6 protein-coding genes are annotated in these 16180 nt (G+C 48.2%); 5 read left to right on the forward strand and 1 reads right to left on the reverse strand.

Annotation, left to right across the window (positions count from 1 at the left end):
- Window positions 1-99 precede the first annotated feature (99 nt).
- From N745_RS12115 to N745_RS0100020, 4 genes are all read left to right on the forward strand, one after another.
- Window positions 100-540, forward strand: coding sequence for an Ig-like domain-containing protein (locus tag N745_RS12115; RefSeq protein WP_024850086.1), 441 nt, complete (start codon window positions 100-102; stop codon window positions 538-540).
- Window positions 506-2578 carry a beta strand repeat-containing protein gene (locus tag N745_RS11465; RefSeq protein ID WP_024850087.1) on the forward strand — a complete coding sequence of 691 codons (2073 nt, stop codon included), beginning with the start codon at window positions 506-508 and terminating at the stop codon, window positions 2576-2578. The genes N745_RS12115 and N745_RS11465 overlap by 35 nt, the downstream gene beginning before the upstream one ends.
- Window positions 2556-13649 (forward strand): Ig-like domain-containing protein, encoded by an 11094-nt coding sequence (locus tag N745_RS12590; RefSeq protein WP_024850088.1) that lies wholly within the window; start codon window positions 2556-2558, stop codon window positions 13647-13649. Before N745_RS11465 ends, N745_RS12590 begins: the two co-directional genes overlap by 23 nt.
- A gap of 64 nt (window positions 13650-13713) precedes the next feature.
- Complete coding sequence (locus N745_RS0100020) at window positions 13714-15063, forward strand: Sel1-like repeat-containing protein kinase family protein (RefSeq protein WP_024850089.1); 1350 nt, start codon at window positions 13714-13716, stop codon at window positions 15061-15063.
- Window positions 15064-15086: 23 nt separating this feature from the next.
- On the opposite strand, the gene N745_RS0100025 is transcribed toward N745_RS0100020, so the two are convergent.
- Window positions 15087-15497, reverse strand: a complete 411-nt coding sequence (locus tag N745_RS0100025) for a hypothetical protein (protein WP_024850090.1) — start codon at window positions 15495-15497, stop codon at window positions 15087-15089.
- 142 nt (window positions 15498-15639) lie between these two features.
- Between N745_RS0100025 and N745_RS0100030 the strand changes: the two genes are divergently transcribed.
- Window positions 15640-16158 carry an adenine phosphoribosyltransferase gene (locus N745_RS0100030; protein WP_024850091.1) on the forward strand — a complete coding sequence of 173 codons (519 nt, stop codon included), beginning with the start codon at window positions 15640-15642 and terminating at the stop codon, window positions 16156-16158.
- Window positions 16159-16180: the final 22 nt, after the last annotated feature.

The raw sequence follows: 16180 nt of genomic DNA on the forward strand, positions 1-16180 counted from the left end.
CAGCAACTGGTGGCGACATCAGTGCAAATGACACAGTGACCATGACGATCAACGGCCAAGAGTACACAGCGACAGTGCAAAAGCAATGGCACTTGGAGCGTGGATGTAGCCGGATCAGACCTAGCCGCGGATGCCGACAAAGGCTTCACAGCGAGTGTTGCGTCAACGGATGCCGCAGGCAACCCAGTGACGAGCACAGCGACTCACAGCTACACAGTTGATACCACAGCGGACAAAGGGACAGTCACCATCAACGACGTGACTTCAGACAACGTGATCAATGCCGCGGAGAGTGGACAAACCATCGCCGTGACAGGAACAGCAACTGGTGGCGACATCAGTGCAAATGACACAGTGACCATGACGATCAACGGCCAAGAGTACACAGCGACAGTGCAAAGCAATGGCACTTGGAGCGTGGATGTAAGCCGGATCAGACCTAGCCGCGGATGCCGACAAAGGCTTCACAGCGAGTGTTGCGTCAACGGATGCCGCAGGCAACCCAGTGACGAGCACAGCGACTCACAGCTACACAGTTGATACCACAGCGGACAAAGGGACAGTCACCATCAACGACGTGACTTCAGACAACGTGATCAATGCCGCGGAGAGTGGACAAACCATCGCCGTGACAGGAACAGCAACTGGTGGCGACATCAGTGCAAATGACACAGTGACCATGACGATCAACGGCCAAGAGTACACAGCGACAGTGCAAAGCAATGGCACTTGGAGCGTGGATGTAGCCGGATCAGACCTAGCCGCGGATGCCGACAAAGGCTTCACAGCGAGTGTTGCGTCAACGGATGCCGCAGGCAACCCAGTGACGAGCACAGCGACTCACAGCTACACAGTTGATACCACAGCGGACAAAGGGACAGTCACCATCAACGACGTGACTTCAGACAACGTGATCAATGCCGCGGAGAGTGGACAAACCATCGCCGTGACAGGAACAGCAACTGGTGGCGACATCAGTGCAAATGACACAGTGACCATGACGATCAACGGCCAAGAGTACACAGCGACAGTGCAAAGCAATGGCACTTGGAGCGTGGATGTAGCCGGATCAGACCTAGCCGCGGATGCCGACAAAGGCTTCACAGCGAGTGTTGCGTCAACGGATGCCGCAGGCAACCCAGTGACGAGCACAGCGACTCACAGCTACACAGTTGATACCACAGCGGACAAAGGGACAGTCACCATCAACGACGTGACTTCAGACAACGTGATCAATGCCGCGGAGAGTGGACAAACCATCGCCGTGACAGGAACAGCAACTGGTGGCGACATCAGTGCAAATGACACAGTGACCATGACGATCAACGGCCAAGAGTACACAGCGACAGTGCAAAGCAATGGCACTTGGAGCGTGGATGTAGCCGGATCAGACCTAGCCGCGGATGCCGACAAAGGCTTCACAGCGAGTGTTGCGTCAACGGATGCCGCAGGCAACCCAGTGACGAGCACAGCGACTCACAGCTACACAGTTGATACCACAGCGGACAAAGGGACAGTCACCATCAACGACGTGACTTCAGACAACGTGATCAATGCCGCGGAGAGTGGACAAACCATCGCCGTGACAGGAACAGCAACTGGTGGCGACATCAGTGCAAATGACACAGTGACCATGACGATCAACGGCCAAGAGTACACAGCGACAGTGCAAAGCAATGGCACTTGGAGCGTGGATGTAGCCGGATCAGACCTAGCCGCGGATGCCGACAAAGGCTTCACAGCGAGTGTTGCGTCAACGGATGCCGCAGGCAACCCAGTGACGAGCACAGCGACTCACAGCTACACAGTTGATACCACAGCGGACAAAGGGACAGTCACCATCAACGACGTGACTTCAGACAACGTGATCAATGCCGCGGAGAGTGGACAAACCATCGCCGTGACAGGAACAGCAACTGGTGGCGACATCAGTGCAAATGACACAGTGACCATGACGATCAACGGCCAAGAGTACACAGCGACAGTGCAAAGCAATGGCACTTGGAGCGTGGATGTAGCCGGATCAGACCTAGCCGCGGATGCCGACAAAGGCTTCACAGCGAGTGTTGCGTCAACGGATGCCGCAGGCAACCCAGTGACGAGCACAGCGACTCACAGCTACACAGTTGATACCACAGCGGACAAAGGGACAGTCACCATCAACGACGTGACTTCAGACAACGTGATCAATGCCGCGGAGAGTGGACAAACCATCGCCGTGACAGGAACAGCAACTGGTGGCGACATCAGTGCAAATGACACAGTGACCATGACGATCAACGGCCAAGAGTACACAGCGACAGTGCAAAGCAATGGCACTTGGAGCGTGGATGTAGCCGGATCAGACCTAGCCGCGGATGCCGACAAAGGCTTCACAGCGAGTGTTGCGTCAACGGATGCCGCAGGCAACCCAGTGACGAGCACAGCGACTCACAGCTACACAGTTGATACCACAGCGGACAAAGGGACAGTCACCATCAACGACGTGACTTCAGACAACGTGATCAATGCCGCGGAGAGTGGACAAACCATCGCCGTGACAGGAACAGCAACTGGTGGCGGACATCAGTGCAAATGACACAGTGACCATGACGATCAACGGCCAAGAGTACACAGCGACAGTGCAAAGCAATGGCACTTGGAGCGTGGATGTAGCCGGATCAGACCTAGCCGCGGATGCCGACAAAGGCTTCACAGCGAGTGTTGCGTCAACGGATGCCGCAGGCAACCCAGTGACGAGCACAGCGACTCACAGCTACACAGTTGATACCACAGCGGACAAAGGGACAGTCACCATCAACGACGTGACTTCAGACAACGTGATCAATGCCGCGGAGAGTGGACAAACCATCGCCGTGACAGGAACAGCAACTGGTGGCGACATCAGTGCAAATGACACAGTGACCATGACGATCAACGGCCAAGAGTACACAGCGACAGTGCAAAGCAATGGCACTTGGAGCGTGGATGTAGCCGGATCAGACCTAGCCGCGGATGCCGACAAAGGCTTCACAGCGAGTGTTGCGTCAACGGATGCCGCAGGCAACCCAGTGACGAGCACAGCGACTCACAGCTACACAGTTGATACCACAGCGGACAAAGGGACAGTCACCATCAACGACGTGACTTCAGACAACGTGATCAATGCCGCGGAGAGTGGACAAACCATCGCCGTGACAGGAACAGCAACTGGTGGCGACATCAGTGCAAATGACACAGTGACCATGACGATCAACGGCCAAGAGTACACAGCGACAGTGCAAAGCAATGGCACTTGGAGCGTGGATGTAGCCGGATCAGACCTAGCCGCGGATGCCGACAAAGGCTTCACAGCGAGTGTTGCGTCAACGGATGCCGCAGGCAACCCAGTGACGAGCACAGCGACTCACAGCTACACAGTTGATACCACAGCGGACAAAGGGACAGTCACCATCAACGACGTGACTTCAGACAACGTGATCAATGCCGCGGAGAGTGGACAAACCATCGCCGTGACAGGAACAGCAACTGGTGGCGACATCAGTGCAAATGACACAGTGACCATGACGATCAACGGCCAAGAGTACACAGCGACAGTGCAAAGCAATGGCACTTGGAGCGTGGATGTAGCCGGATCAGACCTAGCCGCGGATGCCGACAAAGGCTTCACAGCGAGTGTTGCGTCAACGGATGCCGCAGGCAACCCAGTGACGAGCACAGCGACTCACAGCTACACAGTTGATACCACAGCGGACAAAGGGACAGTCACCATCAACGACGTGACTTCAGACAACGTGATCAATGCCGCGGAGAGTGGACAAACCATCGCCGTGACAGGAACAGCAACTGGTGGCGACATCAGTGCAAATGACACAGTGACCATGACGATCAACGGCCAAGAGTACACAGCGACAGTGCAAAGCAATGGCACTTGGAGCGTGGATGTAGCCGGATCAGACCTAGCCGCGGATGCCGACAAAGGCTTCACAGCGAGTGTTGCGTCAACGGATGCCGCAGGCAACCCAGTGACGAGCACAGCGACTCACAGCTACACAGTTGATACCACAGCGGACAAAGGGACAGTCACCATCAACGACGTGACTTCAGACAACGTGATCAATGCCGCGGAGAGTGGACAAACCATCGCCGTGACAGGAACAGCAACTGGTGGCGACATCAGTGCAAATGACACAGTGACCATGACGATCAACGGCCAAGAGTACACAGCGACAGTGCAAAGCAATGGCACTTGGAGCGTGGATGTAGCCGGATCAGACCTAGCCGCGGATGCCGACAAAGGCTTCACAGCGAGTGTTGCGTCAACGGATGCCGCAGGCAACCCAGTGACGAGCACAGCGACTCACAGCTACACAGTTGATACCACAGCGGACAAAGGGACAGTCACCATCAACGACGTGACTTCAGACAACGTGATCAATGCCGCGGAGAGTGGACAAACCATCGCCGTGACAGGAACAGCAACTGGTGGCGACATCAGTGCAAATGACACAGTGACCATGACGATCAACGGCCAAGAGTACACAGCGACAGTGCAAAGCAATGGCACTTGGAGCGTGGATGTAGCCGGATCAGACCTAGCCGCGGATGCCGACAAAGGCTTCACAGCGAGTGTTGCGTCAACGGATGCCGCAGGCAACCCAGTGACGAGCACAGCGACTCACAGCTACACAGTTGATACCACAGCGGACAAAGGGACAGTCACCATCAACGACGTGACTTCAGACAACGTGATCAATGCCGCGGAGAGTGGACAAACCATCGCCGTGACAGGAACAGCAACTGGTGGCGACATCAGTGCAAATGACACAGTGACCATGACGATCAACGGCCAAGAGTACACAGCGACAGTGCAAAGCAATGGCACTTGGAGCGTGGATGTAGCCGGATCAGACCTAGCCGCGGATGCCGACAAAGGCTTCACAGCGAGTGTTGCGTCAACGGATGCCGCAGGCAACCCAGTGACGAGCACAGCGACTCACAGCTACACAGTTGATACCACAGCGGACAAAGGGACAGTCACCATCAACGACGTGACTTCAGACAACGTGATCAATGCCGCGGAGAGTGGACAAACCATCGCCGTGACAGGAACAGCAACTGGTGGCGACATCAGTGCAAATGACACAGTGACCATGACGATCAACGGCCAAGAGTACACAGCGACAGTGCAAAGCAATGGCACTTGGAGCGTGGATGTAGCCGGATCAGACCTAGCCGCGGATGCCGACAAAGGCTTCACAGCGAGTGTTGCGTCAACGGATGCCGCAGGCAACCCAGTGACGAGCACAGCGACTCACAGCTACACAGTTGATACCACAGCGGACAAAGGGACAGTCACCATCAACGACGTGACTTCAGACAACGTGATCAATGCCGCGGAGAGTGGACAAACCATCGCCGTGACAGGAACAGCAACTGGTGGCGACATCAGTGCAAATGACACAGTGACCATGACGATCAACGGCCAAGAGTACACAGCGACAGTGCAAAGCAATGGCACTTGGAGCGTGGATGTAGCCGGATCAGACCTAGCCGCGGATGCCGACAAAGGCTTCACAGCGAGTGTTGCGTCAACGGATGCCGCAGGCAACCCAGTGACGAGCACAGCGACTCACAGCTACACAGTTGATACCACAGCGGACAAAGGGACAGTCACCATCAACGACGTGACTTCAGACAACGTGATCAATGCCGCGGAGAGTGGACAAACCATCGCCGTGACAGGAACAGCAACTGGTGGCGACATCAGTGCAAATGACACAGTGACCATGACGATCAACGGCCAAGAGTACACAGCGACAGTGCAAAGCAATGGCACTTGGAGCGTGGATGTAGCCGGATCAGACCTAGCCGCGGATGCCGACAAAGGCTTCACAGCGAGTGTTGCGTCAACGGATGCCGCAGGCAACCCAGTGACGAGCACAGCGACTCACAGCTACACAGTTGATACCACAGCGGACAAAGGGACAGTCACCATCAACGACGTGACTTCAGACAACGTGATCAATGCCGCGGAGAGTGGACAAACCATCGCCGTGACAGGAACAGCAACTGGTGGCGACATCAGTGCAAATGACACAGTGACCATGACGATCAACGGCCAAGAGTACACAGCGACAGTGCAAAGCAATGGCACTTGGAGCGTGGATGTAGCCGGATCAGACCTAGCCGCGGATGCCGACAAAGGCTTCACAGCGAGTGTTGCGTCAACGGATGCCGCAGGCAACCCAGTGACGAGCACAGCGACTCACAGCTACACAGTTGATACCACAGCGGACAAAGGGACAGTCACCATCAACGACGTGACTTCAGACAACGTGATCAATGCCGCGGAGAGTGGACAAACCATCGCCGTGACAGGAACAGCAACTGGTGGCGACATCAGTGCAAATGACACAGTGACCATGACGATCAACGGCCAAGAGTACACAGCGACAGTGCAAAGCAATGGCACTTGGAGCGTGGATGTAGCCGGATCAGACCTAGCCGCGGATGCCGACAAAGGCTTCACAGCGAGTGTTGCGTCAACGGATGCCGCAGGCAACCCAGTGACGAGCACAGCGACTCACAGCTACACAGTTGATACCACAGCGGACAAAGGGACAGTCACCATCAACGACGTGACTTCAGACAACGTGATCAATGCCGCGGAGAGTGGACAAACCATCGCCGTGACAGGAACAGCAACTGGTGGCGACATCAGTGCAAATGACACAGTGACCATGACGATCAACGGCCAAGAGTACACAGCGACAGTGCAAAGCAATGGCACTTGGAGCGTGGATGTAGCCGGATCAGACCTAGCCGCGGATGCCGACAAAGGCTTCACAGCGAGTGTTGCGTCAACGGATGCCGCAGGCAACCCAGTGACGAGCACAGCGACTCACAGCTACACAGTTGATACCACAGCGGACAAAGGGACAGTCACCATCAACGACGTGACTTCAGACAACGTGATCAATGCCGCGGAGAGTGGACAAACCATCGCCGTGACAGGAACAGCAACTGGTGGCGACATCAGTGCAAATGACACAGTGACCATGACGATCAACGGCCAAGAGTACACAGCGACAGTGCAAAGCAATGGCACTTGGAGCGTGGATGTAGCCGGATCAGACCTAGCCGCGGATGCCGACAAAGGCTTCACAGCGAGTGTTGCGTCAACGGATGCCGCAGGCAACCCAGTGACGAGCACAGCGACTCACAGCTACACAGTTGATACCACAGCGGACAAAGGGACAGTCACCATCAACGACGTGACTTCAGACAACGTGATCAATGCCGCGGAGAGTGGACAAACCATCGCCGTGACAGGAACAGCAACTGGTGGCGACATCAGTGCAAATGACACAGTGACCATGACGATCAACGGCCAAGAGTACACAGCGACAGTGCAAAGCAATGGCACTTGGAGCGTGGATGTAGCCGGATCAGACCTAGCCGCGGATGCCGACAAAGGCTTCACAGCGAGTGTTGCGTCAACGGATGCCGCAGGCAACCCAGTGACGAGCACAGCGACTCACAGCTACACAGTTGATACCACAGCGGACAAAGGGACAGTCACCATCAACGACGTGACTTCAGACAACGTGATCAATGCCGCGGAGAGTGGACAAACCATCGCCGTGACAGGAACAGCAACTGGTGGCGACATCAGTGCAAATGACACAGTGACCATGACGATCAACGGCCAAGAGTACACAGCGACAGTGCAAAGCAATGGCACTTGGAGCGTGGATGTAGCCGGATCAGACCTAGCCGCGGATGCCGACAAAGGCTTCACAGCGAGTGTTGCGTCAACGGATGCCGCAGGCAACCCAGTGACGAGCACAGCGACTCACAGCTACACAGTTGATACCACAGCGGACAAAGGGACAGTCACCATCAACGACGTGACTTCAGACAACGTGATCAATGCCGCGGAGAGTGGACAAACCATCGCCGTGACAGGAACAGCAACTGGTGGCGACATCAGTGCAAATGACACAGTGACCATGACGATCAACGGCCAAGAGTACACAGCGACAGTGCAAAGCAATGGCACTTGGAGCGTGGATGTAGCCGGATCAGACCTAGCCGCGGATGCCGACAAAGGCTTCACAGCGAGTGTTGCGTCAACGGATGCCGCAGGCAACCCAGTGACGAGCACAGCGACTCACAGCTACACAGTTGATACCACAGCGGACAAAGGGACAGTCACCATCAACGACGTGACTTCAGACAACGTGATCAATGCCGCGGAGAGTGGACAAACCATCGCCGTGACAGGAACAGCAACTGGTGGCGACATCAGTGCAAATGACACAGTGACCATGACGATCAACGGCCAAGAGTACACAGCGACAGTGCAAAGCAATGGCACTTGGAGCGTGGATGTAGCCGGATCAGACCTAGCCGCGGATGCCGACAAAGGCTTCACAGCGAGTGTTGCGTCAACGGATGCCGCAGGCAACCCAGTGACGAGCACAGCGACTCACAGCTACACAGTTGATACTACGGCATCAGATGCGCCATTGATTACAAATGTCACAGATACTAACGGTAATTACTCAAATGTGATTTTGCATGGTACAGGTGAACCGGGTGCGACGATAAATGTTTATAGTCGTGAAGGTAGCACAACAGGCGGCAATGACACAGGTTCGTGGACTTATACGGCAGTAGAAACAACATCTCCGATTATTGTTGATGCCAATGGTAATTGGACATTGGATATTTCGAATTTGCCAAATACGCCTATTAACGACAATGAGTTCTTTAAAGCAACACAAACTGATGCGGCCGGAAACACTAGTCCAGAGTCGGATGCTGTGCATTATTGGCATGGAGATTGGTCAGCTGCCGTTACCGAGTCGAGTGATGATTATGTGATGATGGGGTCAGGCAATGACCAAATAACGATTAGTAGTAACGACTCCAACGATCATTTTGTTGTTGATGGTGGCGACAATACTGATACAGCTATATTTAATGGTAAGTTTGCCGATTACGCTTTATCAAATAGCGCGACTGGTAGCTTAATTGTTACCGAAGGCGCAAGCACTGATTCTGATGGAAATGGGGTTGGTGATGTTGATGAATTAAGAAATATCGAGAAAGTTAAATTTACTGATGGTACTTATGACGTTTCAACAGGAGTCTTTACATTAAACGGCATTAATGTCGATATAGAGCATGATACGGGAACGAGTTCCACTGATAGAATCACAAATGACGGTACTTTGAAAGTGACTGGTTTGGTCTCGGGTGCAACACTTGAATATAGTGTTGATGGTGGGCAAACTTGGACGGCAAAATATAACCCTCAAGAAGGGGTTAATAACATTTCTGTCCGTCAAATTGATGCTGAAGGTCATACTTCGGCAAGCTCAAATGTCAACTTTACCCTTGATACTCAAGCCAATGCGAATGTTGATGTTGACATTATCACTGGTGATGGCTATTTGAATTCAGCTGAATCACAACCTGGAGTGAAAGTGCCTGTAACAGGATATGTTCAAGGAGACGCTCAACCTGGTGACACCATTACATTAACTCTCGATGGAAATGTAATTGGAACGGGTACGGTATCTTCTGATACAAATTCAAATGGCGAATATACCTTCAGTATTGATGTTTTAGGCAGTGATTTAGCTAATGGAACAGGCGTTATTCCTGAATTGAAAGCGACCGTTTCAGGGTCTGATGTCGCTGGCAATACATTTAGTGCAGCTACAACAGAAGTTTATATGAAGGATTTCACAGCAACAGTTTCGGTCACTGCTACAGATGGAAATACATCGGATAGTGATAATGTGATATCTGCATCAGAAGTGAGTTCTGCTGTTGTTTCTGGAAATGTCGAAGTTGGCGGTCAGGTAAATTCGATAACCATTTCCGATGGTACGAATACGCTGACGATTCCTGCAAACCAGATTACGGTTTATCAAAATGGTTACTACTCGGTTAATGCTGATGTTTCTTCACTGAATGATGGAACTTTAACCGTTAACGTTGCCGCTAGTGATAAACACGGCAATACAGGAACTAACTCAACGACAATTGAGAAAGACACTCAAGCTCAAGCGGGTACGGTTTCTGTTGATAGCATTACGGATGATAATATTGTTAACACTGAGGAAGGTAGTCATATCATTGCTGTGACAGGTACAGCTTCTGGAGGCGATGTTTCTACAGATGATGCGGTTACCATGACTATTAATGGTAACGAGTACACCACAACGGTTTCGGGTGATGGTACTTGGAGCGTCAATGTAAATGGTTCAGACCTAGCCGCGGATGTCGATAAAAGCTTCACTGTCAGTGTTGCTTCCACTGATGATGCTGGAAACCCCGTAACAAGTACAGCAACACACTCTTATAGTGTGGATGCTACTCCAGAAGCACACGATGATGGAAATGTGTTGAGTAATAACTTGTTCCTAGGGTTGCAAGGTGAATACTATGGAGTTGATACACAACTATCCAGTGCTGAGCAGTTTAGATCTATAGTAGAGTCAAATACTGCTGATGCGACATTTAAGGCGCAAAACATTGACTATCAACAAGGTTCCGGCGATGTTTCACAAGGAACACATCTTCAGAAATTCTTAGGCAGTGATGCAGCGAGTTTAAGTAATGATCCAGGCGATACTTCAGATGGAGGTATCCATTTATATGGTTCTATTTACTTGGCTGCGGGTGACTATAACTTTAAAGTTTACGCTGATGATGGCTATCAAATTTTGATTGACGGCAAACCTGTTGCTGAAGTTGATGGCAACCAATCGCCTACCTCTACAACGCATGATAGCTTTACGGTTGCAGATTCCGGCTACCATAGTATTGATATTGTTTGGTGGGATCAGGGTGGTGATTATGTATTCCAACCTGAAATTAGTTCGGACGGTGGTCAATCCTATAGTCCATTGGATAATGGAACCTTATTGCCTGAGACAGACATGAGCGGGGTTTATGCTACTCAATCAGGCAATGAAGTTGAAATTGCAACCAGTAGCCTATTGGCGAATGATACCGATGCAGATCAAGATAGCTTATCTGTCACCTCGGTAAGTAATGCTGCTCATGGTCAAGTTACCTTGGGCAATGATGGAACAGTTACGTTTACGCCAGAAAGTGGCTATGTAGGCGTTGCAACGTTCGATTACACCATTTCTGATGGACATGGTGGTACGGATACAGCGACAGTTTCTGTAAATGTTCTTCCTGTAGACAGCAAGCCAGTTACAACAGATGAAGCTCAAACAATTGACTTTGAATCATCCGGTGTTCAGCAATCGACAACAAACCTTGTATTTACCCTAGATGTATCTGGTTCTATGAGAGATGACGTGTCTGGTTCAAATCAAAACCGTTTTGAAATAGCACAAGACGCATTGGTGCATACGATTCAGACATACCAAGCTCAGGGCACTACAGAAGTGAACCTGACGTTGTTTGGTGGGGCTGGATTGAATGTTGGCTGGATGTCGGCTTCAGATGCGGTTAACTATATTCAATCCCTCGATCTTAAATCATCAGGTATTTATGCAGGAACGCAACAATTGAATGTTTCGACTAGCAATACCGATTACAAAGATGCATTAGATACAACCAGAGGTATTTCGTTTACAGGTCATTCAGCCGATAAGACGGTGGCTTACTTCTTGTCTGACGGTGAACCGAATGAAAACCAATACTATGTAAATGATGATAGCGACACCACAATTCAAAATTGGAAATCGTTCGTTGACTCAAATGTTGATGAATTGAATGTTGTCGGTGTAGGCAGCAACATTTCGGATACTTATCTGGATATTGTTCAGGTTCAGGATGGAAAAGAGGCACTGATTGTTACTGATGAGACGCAGTTAGCGGATACCTTGGCGAACAATATTACATTATCTGCTAGCGGTACTGTTGCTGATAATGTCACTGGTGGGGATGGCACCATCACGATTCAAAGTATTCAAGTGAATGGTACTAGCTATACTGCAAGCGATTTCCCAAATGCAGGTGTTGCAATTGACGATAAGGGAACATTGACGTTTGACTTTTCTACAGGTAACTATACCTATACAGCGTCTTCAAATGAATTTACCCAAGATGTGACCCAAGCCTTCTCGGTAACGGTTGCGGATGCCGATGGTGATACTGCATCAGTCAATGTGGACGTTAAAGTAAATGTAGATGACACAGCTTCAGCACCGACATTAACGTTATCCATCGGCAGTGTTGAGCAAGTTGCAGTGACTCAAACGTATGAAAATACGCATATGTATAACTTTAACTATTGCTCTGAAACAGAGGTTTACAACCTAGGTGGAACTACGAATTCAGCGACAATTGGTATTGATGATTACAAAGACTCTCACGATGAAGGGAAAGTTATTCTTTATCGCAACGGTCAAATTGTTGACCAATTTGAGTTGGATGCTTTAACCACAGGTGCGTCAAATACAGCCTATTCATTCGGTGTGACAAGCTCACATGAATTTGACAGCATCAAAATAAAGTCAGATTCATCCGGTGACTTTACAATTACAGGTGTTTCTGCACAGGTAACACCTGAAACAGTCATCAACAGCGCCCATAATTATTGGACGAATAATGAAACCATTACTGGTACAAGCGGTAATGACATTATCAATGTTGGTTCAGGTGATAATAAAACTGTGCTCGCGGGTAGCGGGGACGACACCATTAATATGCCAACTGATTGGAACAACTATGGTACGGACAGCGTCATTAACGGTGGCTCTGGTTCAGATACATTATTTATTGACGACGCCCAACAGGTTGCCCCAACATTGCTGTCTAATGGTTATCGTTATGATGTTACAGCAAACACTGATGGTACTTATACGATTGAGAAAATGGGGTACAGCAATTCATTATCATGGTCTTTGGATCAATTTAAAGTCACGGTAGATGATGTTGAAAACATCCAGTTCAACAATTCATCAGTTACTATTGGTACATCGCCAAGTGACTCTGGTAACCAATTCAACTATCAGTATGATTTGGATGCTTCGGCAGCCCTTACGGATACGGATGGTTCAGAAACACTTTCCGATGTTAAGGTTTCTGGCTTACCGAATGATGGTTCTGTCAGTGTAATAGGTACAGGCGTTACTGAAAATGCTGATGGTACTTATAAAGTGGCACTGCAGGATGATGGCAAAGTTGCAGATGATGTGAAGCTGTCTTCTTCAAGAGAATTGACTTCAGATGAGTTGAACAATGTTCATGCTTCCGTCACTTCTACGGAAAGTAATGGTGGTGATACGGCAACAACAGAAGTGAATGCGTCCGGTGATAACTTCCTGTATGCAGATACAGGTGATGATTTGTTTGTTGGAACTAATCAAGCGGATCACTTTAAAGTAGATAATGATGGCTCGACCACCATTCAAAACTTTGATGTACAAAATGACGTATTGGATTTGAGTGATGTGATTGCCGATGATCATTCTGTAACTGAAGACAGTTTGTCTCAGTACCTTAAAGACCATGTCAGCGTTACTCAAACCAGTGATGGTAATACTGAAGTTGCGGTTAAAGATGATGCTGGTTCAAATGTAGCTAATATCATGCTTGAGGGGCTGAATGATTCAAATAATCTTCAAATTCAAGTTGATGATAATAAGGTAGACTATAGTGATTCGTAATAGGAAATAGTTGTTTCTAATGTTCCCAGGGATGGGAAGGCTTTTATTGTTTAAAAGGCAAACCATGTCAGAAAACCCATTTGAAAACCAAATAGATATTACAAAAACCAAGCTGTTGCATGATAACAGCTTGATTTCTTCCTATAAGGTTAAGCAAATGGATGGAGATAAACCTGTCTCTAGATGGGTCAGAGTTTTACATGATATTAGTAATCACTATGCAATCAAACGAGAGAAAGATTTACTTATCTATTTGAATCAATTCAAAGAAGACTTTATCCGCTTTGATGAGATTCGAAAAGTGCATTTCAATTATCTTCAATTCTTTGATTATGTGGGCAAAAAAACGCTTTTTGACAGAGTTAAAAAGTCAGGAAACGTATCAGAAAAGCAAGCAAAACGTTTGCTTGAAAATATTATTTCCGCACTAGAAAAAATCCATGGTGTTGGGTTTGTACATAACAATATTCGTCCAGAATCTATCTTTGATGGCAAAGATCATTACTATCTATTTGCAATGGATCATGCAATTCCAATGTTAAGTAGTTATGAGTCTGAACTTTTAGTTGGCGATCAACGCTACACTGCTCCAGAGAGAATGAATGGTAAAGTAAGCGAAGCCAGTGATATTTATGCACTTGGTTGCACCTTGTATTTTGCGATGACAGGCAAACATATTTATCGCCTTAAAGCAGAGCATGATCGTTATCAGCAGCTTTATGCCCACGCCTTCCATTCAATGCGAAAAGAAAACAGCTTGCCTTATTTTTGGCGTCAATTGATTATTTGGATGACACAGAAGCAGCCAGAAAAAAGACCCAGCCTGGCAGATTTAAAGCAGTGGTTAGAGGATCAATTGGTTCCTAAATTTATTCGTGATGAAGTTATTAGCCATAATAAAAAACTTTCTAATACCCCCCTTGAAGATTTAGCTAGCCATCACTACTTGTTCGCACTCTTTAAAAGAGCAAATGAGTATGAGTTAGAAGGTAATCATGATTCAGCATTTAACCTCTATGAAAATGGCGCTTTTCAGGAATATTCACGATCGGAGAATAACCTTGGTTTAATGTATGAAAAAGGCGAACCTGTCAAGCAAGACTATATGAAAGCGATGAACTATTATCATATGGCTTATCAGAAAGGGAATCCTTACGCAGCATACAATCTTGGCAGGATGTTTGAAAAAGGCATAGGTACGGATGTTGATGTACAAAAAGCATTCAAGCTATATCAGTTTTCAGCTTTAAGGGGGCACCGTCCAGCACAGCATAAAATGGGCTCTTTTTATGCAGAAGGGCAAGGTATGCCTAAGAACTTAATTCAAGCTCGCTTTTGGTTTGGGCTAGCGGCGAGATATGGTTGTTTGGCATCTGAAAACAGTATCAAACAAATTTTGATGGCAAGTTTTTAGCAGCTTATCTAAAAAGTATTTTCTTAATTTTTCTGAAGAAGTAAGTCTGAAAATTGTTCTAACCATTTTGCCAAAACAGGCATTTCTTTTGTTTTTGCAAAATTAATCAAGTCTTTTAAAGCAGACTGTTTAATAGGATAGTTGATTGTGCTGGATGCAGCTCTAATTAAAAAGTAGATTTCATCCTGAGAAAATTTTGGATTGGGTAAAAAATAAGTACTTTTGGCTAGAATAGCCGCATTGATTAGATCTGACCAATAACGTTCTGATACATGTTTTGAAGCCAGCAAATCTTTGTCTGCGTTAGCACTTTCCCTTAATGACAATAACTCTCCTAAAGAACGAGTTGACAATAATTCTTGAGCCAAATCCCTAGCATTAGGAGGGAGGTCCATCAGTAGTTTCTGCTCGTAATCGTTTTCCAGCAATTCCATAAGCTATATAGCCTTTGATGGGACAAGATAAGTATTATTGAATCCTGAATAAAAGTTTCTGTTTGTAAAAGCTCAGTTTGTTTCAGAATAATCTTATAAAATGTATTTATCCATATTTTAGCTCATAAAGAGGTTCGAAGCTATGTCAAACCATTATCTTGCCAAGTATTTAGATGCTGTTCAAGACTTTCCAAAGCCAGGTATCTTGTTTCAAGATATCTCACCTTTGCTGAAAACGCACTTTAATGAAACTATTGATGCGATGTCAGCACTTTTCTCTGATGATGAATGGAATGACATTGATTGCCTCGTTGGCGTTGAGTCTAGAGGGTTTATTTTTGCTTCTGCTTTGGCTTATAAGCACAATAAGGGGTTTATTAAAGTCCGAAAGCCAGGAAAATTGCCGAATGTAAAAGCAAAAAAATCATATGGTTTGGAGTACGGTAGTGATAGCTTAGAGATGCAAGCTGGAGATGGGCAAAGAGTTGTAATTTTAGATGATTTGATTGCAACAGGAGGTTCAATGGAAGCTGCTGCCCATCTTTGTGAAGAAGTTGGCTACAACATCGCTGGTATTGCTTGCTTGATTGATTTAACGAGTTTAAACGATTTTCATTTTAAAGGAATGCGTGTTCGATCCGTTATCCAGTTTGACGACTAACACCAGAGACCATCAAAGCAAA

The organism is Hydrogenovibrio kuenenii DSM 12350 (assembly GCF_000526715.1).
GTDB classification, from domain to species: Bacteria; Pseudomonadota; Gammaproteobacteria; order Thiomicrospirales; family Thiomicrospiraceae; genus Hydrogenovibrio; species Hydrogenovibrio kuenenii.